At 74.7% G+C, this 10,496-nt stretch carries 9 protein-coding genes and 1 pseudogene; 6 read left to right on the top strand and 4 right to left on the bottom strand.

The window, feature by feature from the left end:
• Together ACJ6WD_RS22890 and ACJ6WD_RS22885 are read right to left on the bottom strand one after the other, a co-directional pair.
• Positions 1-1,434: ABC1 kinase family protein (locus tag ACJ6WD_RS22890; RefSeq protein WP_407616413.1), on the bottom strand; the 1,434-nt coding region annotated here is incomplete at its 3' end.
• A gap of 34 nt (positions 1,435-1,468) precedes the next feature.
• Positions 1,469-2,608, bottom strand: a complete 1,140-nt coding sequence (locus ACJ6WD_RS22885) for a ThiF family adenylyltransferase (protein WP_407616412.1) — start codon at positions 2,606-2,608, stop codon at positions 1,469-1,471.
• 189 nt (positions 2,609-2,797) lie between these two features.
• Here ACJ6WD_RS22885 and ACJ6WD_RS22880 point away from each other — a divergent pair, with 189 nt between their 5' ends.
• Together ACJ6WD_RS22880 and ACJ6WD_RS22875 are read left to right on the top strand one after the other, a co-directional pair.
• Positions 2,798-3,409, top strand: coding sequence for a M48 family metallopeptidase (locus tag ACJ6WD_RS22880; RefSeq protein ID WP_020931216.1), 612 nt, complete (start codon positions 2,798-2,800; stop codon positions 3,407-3,409).
• 114 nt (positions 3,410-3,523) lie between these two features.
• Positions 3,524-4,645 (top strand): annotated as a pseudogene (locus ACJ6WD_RS22875) (TerD family protein); the annotation flags it as partial.
• A 258-nt stretch (positions 4,646-4,903) separates the two neighbouring features.
• On the opposite strand, the gene ACJ6WD_RS22870 reads toward ACJ6WD_RS22875, so the two are convergent.
• Both ACJ6WD_RS22870 and ACJ6WD_RS22865 read right to left on the bottom strand, forming a co-directional pair.
• A complete protein-coding gene (locus ACJ6WD_RS22870) occupies positions 4,904-5,449 on the bottom strand; it encodes an NUDIX hydrolase (RefSeq protein ID WP_233656860.1) in 546 nt (181 codons plus the stop codon).
• Entirely contained in the window at positions 5,446-6,912 is a 1,467-nt protein-coding gene (locus ACJ6WD_RS22865; RefSeq protein ID WP_407616411.1) for a zinc-dependent metalloprotease, read from the bottom strand. Before ACJ6WD_RS22865 ends, ACJ6WD_RS22870 begins: the two co-directional genes overlap by 4 nt.
• A 190-nt stretch (positions 6,913-7,102) precedes the next feature.
• On the opposite strand from ACJ6WD_RS22865, the gene ACJ6WD_RS22860 reads away from it, so the two are divergent.
• From ACJ6WD_RS22860 to ACJ6WD_RS22845, 4 genes are all read left to right on the top strand, one after another.
• Positions 7,103-8,260, top strand: a complete 1,158-nt coding sequence (locus ACJ6WD_RS22860) for an SDR family oxidoreductase (protein WP_016578180.1) — start codon at positions 7,103-7,105, stop codon at positions 8,258-8,260.
• A 153-nt stretch (positions 8,261-8,413) separates the two neighbouring features.
• Positions 8,414-8,893, top strand: a complete 480-nt coding sequence (locus ACJ6WD_RS22855; RefSeq protein WP_233656858.1) for a molybdenum cofactor biosynthesis protein MoaE — start codon at positions 8,414-8,416, stop codon at positions 8,891-8,893.
• Between the two features lie 185 nt (positions 8,894-9,078).
• Positions 9,079-9,279, top strand: coding sequence for a hypothetical protein (locus tag ACJ6WD_RS22850; protein WP_233656857.1), 201 nt, complete (start codon positions 9,079-9,081; stop codon positions 9,277-9,279).
• 86 nt (positions 9,280-9,365) lie between these two features.
• A complete protein-coding gene (locus ACJ6WD_RS22845; protein WP_376439817.1) occupies positions 9,366-10,460 on the top strand; it encodes a PDZ domain-containing protein in 1,095 nt (364 codons plus the stop codon).
• Positions 10,461-10,496: the final 36 nt, after the last annotated feature.

Raw genomic sequence — 10,496 nt, 5'->3', positions numbered from 1 at the left:
GTCCGCCGCACCCGCCGAGGCGCCCCCTTCCGCCGAGCCGGCGTCCGCCTCGTCGTGGCCCGCGGTGTCGTCGTCCGTCGCGTCCGCCTCGGCTGCGGCGGACAGGAACCCCGGCATCCACTCCTCCAACTCCGCGCGCAGCCGTACCGTCGCCCCCAACTGGCACAGCACCCCGATGGTGCTCAACGTCACACGGTGTATCAGGAGGTAGGCGGGCGGCAGGTTGAGCTGCTTGCCCAACTGGTGTGCGGGGGAGCGCGGATCGCCGATCCGGGCCGCCTGCCGCCGCATCCAGCCCCGGGTGAAGGTGAACGCGTCCAGCTGCGCGGGTTCGATGATCGGCAGCAGGTACTCCAGCACCGCGTCCGGGTCCAGCTCGATGGACTCCTTGACGAAGCCCTCCTCGCACAGCATGTGGTAGACCGCGTCCGCCTCGCCGTCCAGCGCCATCCGCAGCGAGCTGCCGATCGTCGGCGGCAGCCCGTCCGGCAGCCGGTCGACGGTGCCGAAGTCCAGGACGCCCAACCGCCATTCGGCCACCGGGCCGTCCGGCGTCCTGCCGGGCAGCAGGCGGAAGTTGCCCGGATGCGGGTCGGCGTGCAGCAGGCCGGTGCGCGCCGGACCGGAGAAGAGGAAGTGCGCCAGCAGCTGCCCGGCGCGGTCGCGCTCCTCCTCGGTGCCGTCGGCGATCACCTCGGACAGCGGCACCCCCTCCAGCCACTCCGTCACCAGCACCTGGTCGCTCTGGTGCACCACGGCCGGCACCACCACGTCCGGGTCGCCGGCGAACTCCGCGGCGTGCGCCCGCTGGGCCTCGGCCTCCAGGGCGTAGTCCAGCTCTTCGGAGACCCGGTCGCGCAGCTCGGTGATGAGCGGCTTGATGTCCATGCCCGGGATCAGCGGTCCGAGCAGCCGCGCGAACCGGCTGAGCTGCGTCAGGTCCGACAGCAGTGCCGGGCCGGCCCCCGGGTACTGCACCTTGACCGCCACCTCGCGACCGTCGTGCCACACCGCCCGGTGCACCTGCCCGATCGACGCCGCCGCGGCCGGCTTGTCCTCGAACTCCTCGAACAGCTCCCGCCAGTCCTCCCCGAGCCGCTCGGCCAACACGGCGTGCACGGTACTGGCCGGCAGCGGCGGGGCCGCTTCCTGGAGCTTCGTCAGGGCCGCGCGGTAGGGACCGGCGACCTCCTCGGGCAGTGCCGACTCGAAGACGGACAGCGCCTGCCCGAACTTCATCGCACCGCCCTTCAACTCGCCGAGCACCTTGAACAGCTGCTCCGCGGTGCGCTGTTGGAGCTCCCGGCCGACGATCTCGGCGGACTTGCCACCGATCCGTTTGCCCAGGCCCCAGGTGGCGCGGCCGGCGAACCCCAGTGGCAGGGCGGCCAGCTTGGCGGTGCGGGTGACCGCCTTACGGGGAAGATCAGACATGCGCCCCTCCAACTCACACCGTCCCCTACCGGGGTTACCCCGTCATTGTTGCGTGTCGCGGCCGAGGATCCGAGGTGTCCGCCGTGCCCCGTCCACCGGCGGCCCCGCAGCCGCAAGCGGGATGCGGGGCGATCCGCACCGTCCGCACGCTCGCGCACGGCAGCGGCAGCTCCATCCGCGCGCCGGTGCACGGCGGCGGCTCGCCGTCGAGGAACGCCAGCGCCTGCACGGCGGCGAGCCCCGCGACCGCCGTCGCCAGCGCCGCGTCGCAGGCCGGTACCGCCGGCGTGCCGCGACCCGAACGCCACTGCGCCAGCAGCCGCGGCCAGGCCGGCTCCGCGTCCGTACGGCGGAGTTGGTCGCAGCCGGCGCAGGCCGAGACGCCGGGCACCACCAGCGGGCCCACCACCCCGGTGGCCTCCAGCACCCCCGCGTAGAGGTGCGGGACGCCGGCGGCGAGCAGCGGCTCGGCGAGCACCGGGTCGGGGGCGTACGCGCCGAGGCCGTCGCGCGGGGCGAGCACCAGGAGGCAGACGCCCGGTTCACCGGCCTCGGTGACCGGGCCGCCGGGCCGGGGCCGCCGGCTCCACGGGGAGGACTCCCGGACCAGCCGCCGAGCGGCCTCGGCCCGCCGCTCGCCGACCTGGCCGGCGGTCGGCCCGCCCGGCACCACGTCCCACGGCGCGACCGTGCCGCCGTCCACCACGTCCACCCGGCCGACCCCCGAGGCGGACAGCAGCGCCGCGACCTGGGCGCCGACCCGCCCGGCCCCCTTGACCGTCACCCGGACCGACCGGCGCGCCCCCAACCGCGCCAGCGGTCCCGCCGCTCCCGGGCGCTGCCGCACCGACAGGGCGGACAGATCCGCCCGCAGCCGCGCGACGGCCCGTCCGTCGGCCCGCACGGCGCCGTCCGCCGGCCCGTCCGTCGCCGGCGGCTCCAGGAGCCCGGCCGCGTCGAGCCGCGCCACCACCCCGCGCGCCCGCTCCGGCGCCACGTCCAGCGCCACGGCCGCGTCGAGCAGTTGCGACAACGAGCGGGTGCCGTCGATCAACTCCAGGAAGCTGCCGGTCGCGAGGTCGACCGGGCCGACCACCCGGGCATGCGCCGGCGCCACCCCGAACCGCACCGTCTCCCGGTCCTGCCAGCCGCGCCGCAGCGCGGGCTTGAGCATCGGATGCACGTCATCCGCCCCCGTTCCGTCTCGTCCGGCCTCCAGCATGCGCCGGCCGGCCGCCGGACCCCGAAGTTATCCACAGGCGCCGGCCCGGAGTCGTACAAGCGGTGCACGCCGGGGGCGTTCAGGTGGCGAACCGTCCGAGGGCCGGGACTTCCCCCCGTGCCAGCGGGTAACGTCGGGCGCGTGCCCGCCGACCCTTCCCCGCGCGGATCCGGGGAGACACCCCTGCGCCGCGCCGCCGATCGCCCGCGGCGGGCCGAGCCGAGCCCGCCGGCCCGTCCGGTCGAGGTGCGCCGCAGCAGCCGGCGACGCCGGACGGTCTCCGCGTACCGCGAGGGCGATCGCACCATCGTGTTGATCCCGGCCCGGATGTCGCAGGCCGAGGAACAGCGCTGGGTGTCGGTGATGCTGGACAAGCTCGCCGCCCAGGAGAGCAAGCGGATGCTCGGCGACGGCGAGTTGGCCGAACGGGCCGAGCGGCTCTCCGGGCAGTACCTCGACGGCCGCGCCCGGCCGGCGTCGGTCCGCTGGGTCACCAACCAGAACACCCGCTGGGGATCGTGCACCCCGGCCGAGGGCAGCATCCGGCTGTCGCACCGCCTCCAGGGCATGCCGGAGTACGTCATCGACTACGTCCTGCTGCACGAGCTGGCACACCTCCTCGTCCCCGGTCACGGGCCGGAGTTCTGGCGGCTGTTGGATCCCTATCCGCGCACCGAACGGGCCCGCGGCTACCTCGAAGGCGTGGTGGCCGCCGACCGGCTGCCGCACCTGCCCGCCGCCCGCCGTCGCTGAACCGCCGGTTCCGGTCCGTTCCCCGACGCGCCCCGCCACCGCGGACCGTCGGTGCCAGCCGTTAGCCTGGCGTGGGTAGGGATGCACTGCGAGAGCGGGGGAGGGGCGTTGCACATGGCCAGGGAGTTCCAGCGGGGCCACAAGGCCAGGCTCGCCGATCTGACGGCGGATCGGGACCTGTACGTCGGGGTGCAGATCGCCGGGCCCGGCCTGGCCTTCGACATCAGCTGCTTCGGCCTGGACGCCGACGAGCGGCTCTCCGACGACCGCTACTTCGTCTTCTACAACCAGCCCGCGGCCCCCGAGGACGCGATCCGGCTGCTCGACCCGCGGCCCGGCGACACCGCGTCCTTCCACGTCGCCCTCGACCGCCTGCCGCCGCAGGTCCGCAGGCTGACCTTCACCGCCTCCCTCGACGGCGAGGGGCAGATGGCGCAGGTCGGCCCCGGCTGCCTGCGTGTGGTGGCCGGTGGCCAGGAGGTGGCCCGGTACCCGTTCACCGGCGCCGAGTTCAGCACCGAGCGCGCCGTGATGCTCGGCGACCTCTACTTCAAGGACGTCTGGCGCTTCGCGGCGGTCGGGCAGGGGTTCGACGGTGGGTTGGAGGCGCTGCTGACGAACTTCGGCGGCGAGGTCCTGGAGGAGGACGCCGCCGGCCAGGCACCGGCTGCATCCGCCGCCGCGCGGGACGACGCCGACTTCACGCTGTCCCCGCCGGCCCCGGGACCCGACCCGTCCGCCGCGCCGCCCGCCCTCGCTGTGCCGCCGGCCGTTCCGGCACCGCCCGCGCCGGCCGTCCCCGACCCGCGCGCGCCCGCCCCGCACCCTCCGCGGTCGACGCCGCCCCCGCTGCCGCAGCCCGCCGCCGCCCAGATCCACAGTGCGCCGACGGTCATCGCGCCGATGGTCCCGCCCGGTGGACAGGTACCGCCGCCGGCGTTGCAGGGACCGCCCCCGCCGCCGCCCCCGCCGCCGGGCATCGGCGTGCCGGGACCTCCGCCGCCCCCGCCGTACGGCCAGGTGCCCGGTGGACACCCGGCCGGTCAGCAGCCGCCCCCACTGCCGCAGTACGGCCAACACCCCCCGCAGTACGGCCAACAGCCGCCCCCGTACGGTCAGCAGCCCCCGCCGCTCCCGCCGTACGGCCAACAGCCTCCGCCGGCGCCCCCGTACGGTCAGCAGCCGCCGCCGGTGCCGCAGTACGGCGCGCCGCAGGGGCCGCCCGTGCCGCTCCCGCCGCCCGCCGCGTACGGGCAGCCGGGCCAGCAGCCGCCGCCTGCCCCCTACGCCCCGAACACCCCGTACCCGGCGCCGGGCGCACCGCTGCCCGAGGACGGCGGCACGGGCCCGTGGCACCGTCCCGACGAGCCGGGAGCGCCCGGCGCACCGCACGGCCAGCAGCCCCGAGGCTGACCGCCCGGGCCACCCGTCACGCAGGCGGCCGGCGACCGCCCCTCCTCGGGGGTGGCCGCCGGACGCAGGGGTGACGTCGGGTCAGGAAGAAGCCGCGGACAGCAGGGCCCGGGTGTCCGCCACCAGGCGCACCACCGAGTCGTCGGCGACCGCGGCCACCTCGTCGTAGCGGAACCAGCGCAGGTCCAGCGACTCGTCGCTGATCTCCGCCACCGCATCCGCGGGCGCCAGTGCCGCGTACTGCACGTCGAGGTGGACCGCACAGGGCGTCTGGTGCCGGTCCAGTCGCACCGGCGCGCCGCCCAGCAGCGTCAGCCCGTGCGCGATCCCGGACTCCTCACGCGCCTCGCGCAGCGCCGCGTCGGCCAACGAGGCGTCCTCGGGCTCACAGTGGCCGCCCATCTGGAGCCACATCTCCAACTTGCGGTGCAGGGTGAGCAGCACCCGCCCGCCGGCCGGGTCGATCACCAGCGCGCTGGCCGTGATGTGCCCGTCCTTGCACGGCTTCCACATGCCGTCCTGATGGGCCACGAGGTGGTCCAGGTAGGCCAGCCGCAGCCGCTCCTGATCAGCCGACGGCGCGGGCCACTCCTTGAGCACCCGCGCCGCCTCCGTGTGCAGGCTCACTTGGCGCCGTCACCCTTGCCCTCGGCCGGCCCGTCCTCGGGGCCCTCGGCGTCGTCCCCGGCCCGCTTGGTCAGGTCCGGGCCGCTGCCGCTCGCCGCCTCGCCCAGCATCTTGTCGAGCTCGGAGAAGTCCGCGTGCTCGTGGTGGACGAAGCCGTCGGGGTCGTCCAGGTCGGCCGCCGTCGGCAGCATGTCCGGGTGCTCCCACAGGCCGTCGCGGCCGTCCAGGCCCCGCGCGTCCGTCAGGGACGCCCACAGCCGCGAGGCGTCGCGCAGCCGCCGCGGACGCAGTTGGAGCCCGATCAGCGTCGAGAAGGTCTGCTCGGCCGGGCCGCCGGTGGCGCGGCGCCGCCGCAGCGTCTCGCGGAGCTTGTCCGCGGACGGCAGGTGCGGCTTGGCGGCGGCGTGCACCACCGCGTCCACCCAGCCCTCGACGAGTGCCAGCGCGGTCTCCAGGCGGGCCAGGGCGGCCTTCTGCTCCGGGGTGTCCTCGGGCTGGAACATGCCGCCCTGGAGGGCGTTCTGCAGCTCCTCGGGGTGCTGCGGGTCGATCTGGCCGACCATGTCCTCCAGCTTGGTCGTGTCGACCTTGATGCCGCGCGCGTAGCCCTCCACGGCACCGAAGAGGTGCGAGCGCAGCCACGGCACGTGGGCGAAGAGCCGCTGGTGGGCGGCCTCGCGCAGGGCGAGGTAGAGCCGCACCTCCTCCTCCGGGACGCCCAGTCCGGCGCCGAACGCCTTGACGTTCGCCGGCAGCAGCGCGGCCTTGCCGGCGGGGCCCAGCGGCAGCCCGACGTCCGTCGAACCGACGACCTCGGAGGCCAGCACGCCCAGCGCCTGCCCGATCTGGGTGCCGAACATCGCGCCGCCCATGGAGCGCATCATCCCGAGCAGCGGGCCGGCCATGGCCTGCATCTCCTCGGGCAGCACCTCGCCCATCGCCAGTCCGACCCGCTCCGCGAGCGGGTCGACCAGGTCCTTCCACACCGGCAGGGTCTCCTCGACCCATTCGGCGCGGCTCCAGGCCACCACCGAGCCGGCGCCCGACGGGAGCGACGTCACCCCGTCCAGCCACAGGTCCGCGAGCCGCACGGCGTCCTGGACGGCCGCGCGCTCACCGGAGGAGACGCTGGCGTCCTTGCTGCCGTCCTCGGCACCCTGCGCGACGGTCTGCCGCGCGATGTCCTTGGCCATCTCCCAGTTCACCGGGCCGCCCTCGTAGGAGAGCATCTGCCCGAGCCGCTGGAAGGCGGCGCCGAGGTCACCAGGGTCCATCTGGCCGCCGGGTCCGCCCATGCCGCCGAAGAGCGCCGCGAACGGGTTGTCCGCGCCGCCGCTCCCGCCGCCGAACCCGAAGGGGTTCGCGGGGCCCTGGCTACCTCCCTGGCCGCCCTTCTTCTCGCCGTTGTCGCCGTCCTCCGGCTCCTCCGGCGGAAGGCCGAATCCAAATGGGGTGTCACTCACGGGTTTCCTCGGCTCGTAGGGCCGCCGGCCCTACGCCGACGGCGGCTGCCCGACATCACCTCCAGCGTAGACACTCGCCCCGCCCTGGGGCTCGGTGCTTCGCTGTCCCGGTGGCTGCGGCAGGATGGATGCCACCTGGTACGGACCCGTCCGACGCGCCCGTACTGAAGACAACCGCTGGAGACGCCCGGTGAGTTCCCCAGATCCGACCGTTCGCGCAGCGCGAAACGCTCGAAACGCTGCCGCCACAGCTGAACAGGCAGACCGCACCCCGGTCGACGCCGACCGGCCGCTGCGCCGTCCCGTCGTCGCCGTCACCGGAGCCGCCTCCGGGGTCGGCGCGCTGCTCACCCGCGCCCTGGTCGCGTCCGACGAGGTCAAGCAGGTGGTGGCCATCGACGAACGGCCCGGCGACGTCCCCGAGGCGCTGTGGCACGTCCTCGACGTCCGCGACCCGGCCATCGCCGACAAACTGCGCGGAGCGGACGTCGTCGTCCATCTCGCCCTCGACCTCGACCTGGAGACCGACGCCACCGCCCGCACCGCCTACAACGTGCGCGGCACCCAGACGGTGCTGACCGCCGCCGCGGCCGCCGGCGTCCACCGGGTGGTGCTGTGCACCTCCGCAATGGTCTACGGGGCGCTGCCCGACAACGACGTCCCGCTCGCCGAGGACGCCGAGCTGCGCGCCACCGCGGACGCCACGGGCGTCGGCGACCTCCTGGAGATCGAGCACCTGGCCCACCGCGCCCCGCGCGCCCACCCGGGCCTGAACGTCACCGTGCTCCGCCCCGCGATCCTGGTCGGCGGCACCGACACCGCGCTGACCCGTTACTTCGAGTCGCCGCGCCTGCTGGTCGTCGCCGGGTCCCGTCCCGCCTGGCAGTTCTGCCACGTGGAGGACCTGGTCAGCGCCCTGGAGCACGCCGCCCTGGAGAAGGTCGAGGGCGAGTTGGCGGTGGGCTGCGACGGCTGGCTGGAGCAGGAGGAGGTCGAGGAGCTCTCCGGCATCCGGCGCATGGAGCTGCCGTCGTCGGTGGCGCTGGGCGCCGCGGCCCGGCTGCACCGGATCGGCCTGACGCCGTCGCCCGCCGGGGACCTCGCCTACACCATGCACCCCTGGGTGGTCAGCGGCAGCCGGCTGCACGACGCGGGCTGGCGGCCCCGGTGGACCAACGAGGAGGTCCTCGCCGAACTGCTGGAGGAGGTCGCCGGCCGGCACACGGTCGCCGGCCGCCGCCTCGGCCGCAAGGATGCCACCGCCGCCGGCGCCGCCGGTGCCACCGTCGCCCTCCTGGGCACCGCGGCCCTGGTCCGCCGCGCCCGCAAGGCCCGCCGCCGCATCTGACGCCCTCCGGGGCCGGCGTCGGCGGGGCCGTCCGCAGGCCCGTGCGGCGGGTCCGGGAGGGCCGGGGACTGTACGAGCCTCCAAAACGGGCCCCCGCACGCCCGGTGGAAACGGCCATTCCCCCAGCGGCACCCGGTACGGCACGATGGGACCATGTCTGCCACGCACACCCGGCCGTCCACCGGCCACGACCACCCTGGTGAGCAGGGCGGCGAGGACCCCATCCGGCTCCTGGAGATCCGCGACGGCGCGCTGTCCGTGGACGAGGTCTTCGCGGCCGTCGGGGACCGCGCGGCGGGCGGCACGGCACTCTTCGTCGGCACCGTCCGCTCGCACGACGGGGGCTCGGACGTCGACGGACTGGGCTATTCCGCCCACCCGACCGCGGCGGAGGAACTGCGTCGGGTGGCCGAGAAGGTCGTCGCCGACTATCCGGTCCGCGCGCTGGCCGCCGTCCACCGGGTGGGCGATCTGGCCATCGGCGATCTGGCCGTGGTCGTCGCGGTCTCCTGCCCGCACCGCGCCGAGGCGTTCGCCGCCTGCCGCAAGCTGATCGACGACCTCAAGCACGAGGTCCCCATCTGGAAGCACCAGACGTTCTCGGACGGCACCGAGGAATGGGTCGGCGCCTAGCGGGGCCGCCCCTGCGGGACGGCCGGCCGACGGTTCCGCGCGGCTGAACAGGTACCCCGGCTGCGGCCGAACCGGTAACCCGGCTTCCGGTTGCGTAACCGGCTCCCCGGCACCAGCGTTGACCTGGCAGATGGTTAATCTGCTTATTCGTCGATCGCGGGCGCGCAAGGGGTAGGGAGGTCGCCATGGGAGCGCTGCTCTGGCTGCTGATTCCGGTGCTGGCCGGGTTGATCGCCGCGCTGTGGAGCAGTTGGGCCGTGCGCAACCGCCGGACCGGGGACGTCGCCGAGCTGGCGGGTTACGCCCGGTTCCGCGCGGCCATGGAGAAGCAGCCCGCCGCGGCCGCCGCCCCGACGGTCCCCGAGCGCGTCTCGGACCCGGTCTGACGGCTTCCGGCGCCCGGCCCGACCGTCGGCCCCCGGACGGACGGCCCCGCGGGCCGGTTGTCATACCCGTCCCGTACTGTCGTTCCATGCCACGCCGCACCGCGACGCTGCTCGCCTCGACCCTGATGCTGATCGCGCTGCTCTGTGCCGGGGTGCTGATTCCCGTCCCGTACGCCGAGATGTCGCCGGGGCCGACGGTCAACACCCTCGGCGACCACAACGGCGAGCCGGTCCTGCAGATCTCCGGGCGGAAGACGTATCCGACGACCGGCAACCTCAACATGACCACGGTGCGGGTCACCGGGCCGGACTACAACATGAACCTCTTCGAGGCGGTCTACGGCTGGCTGGACCCCAGCAGCGCGGTGGTGCCGCACAAGACGCTCTACCCGGACGGCCAGACGGCCGAGCAGGCCGACCAGCAGAACGCCGAGGAGTTCTCCCAGTCCCAGGAGAGCGCGAAGGTCGCCGCGCTCCAGCAGCTGCACGTCCCGATCGCCAGTCAGACCGTGGTGGGCGCCGTCGTCAAGGACAAGCCCGCCGACGGGCTGCTGCACGCCGGCGACGTGATCAAGGCGGTGGACGGCAAGACCGTCCAGCAGGCGGGCGACGTCGCCAAGCTCGTCACCCGGCACAAGCCGGGCGAGAAGGTGGTCTTCACCGTCATCCCGGCCAAGGACGCGGCCGCCGCGGAGAAGCAGGGCAAGCGGCCCGAGGGCCCCGAGAAGCAGGTCACGATCACCACGGTGGCGGACGGCGGCCGTGCGGTGGTGGGCATCCAGGCCCAGGTGGACCACATCTTCCCGTTCACCATCGACGTGAAGCTCGCCGACGTCGGCGGTCCGAGCGCCGGCCTGATGTTCGCGCTCGGCATCGTCGACAAGCTCACCCCGGGCGGGAACCTCACCGGCGGCAAGTTCGTCGCCGGCACCGGCACCATCGACGACCAGGGCAAGGTCGGCCCGATCGGCGGCATCTCGATGAAGACCATCGGCGCGCGGGACAAGGGCGCGGAGTTCTTCCTGACGCCCGCGGAGAACTGCGCGGCCGCCGCGAAGGACACTCCCAGCGGTCTGAAGCTGGTCAAGGTCGGCACCATAGGGGACGCGGTCAAGGCGCTGGAGAAGATCCGCAACCACGACACCGCCGGCCTGCCGAGCTGTAGCCCGGCAGGCCGTTAGCGGCACCGCCGCGCGACGGCGGGCCGGTGGCCCACC

Origin of the sequence: Streptomyces sp. VTCC 41912 (assembly GCF_045799175.1) — a bacterium.
Taxonomy (GTDB): domain Bacteria; phylum Actinomycetota; class Actinomycetes; order Streptomycetales; family Streptomycetaceae; genus Streptomyces; species Streptomyces albulus_C.
This window is presented reverse-complemented; position numbering and strand designations above follow the sequence as displayed.

Bases quoted from the DNA above. Each gene is read 5' to 3' on its own strand.
- ACJ6WD_RS22885 (WP_407616412.1), bottom strand. From the start codon at position 2,608: ATGCTCAAGCCCGCGCTGCGGCGCGGCTGGCAGGACCGGGAGACGGTG.
- ACJ6WD_RS22855 (WP_233656858.1), top strand. From the start codon at position 8,414: ATGTCTGCCACGCACACCCGGCCGTCCACCGGCCACGACCACCCTGGT.
- ACJ6WD_RS22850 (WP_233656857.1), top strand. From the start codon at position 9,079: ATGGGAGCGCTGCTCTGGCTGCTGATTCCGGTGCTGGCCGGGTTGATC.
- ACJ6WD_RS22845 (WP_376439817.1), top strand. From the start codon at position 9,366: ATGCCACGCCGCACCGCGACGCTGCTCGCCTCGACCCTGATGCTGATC.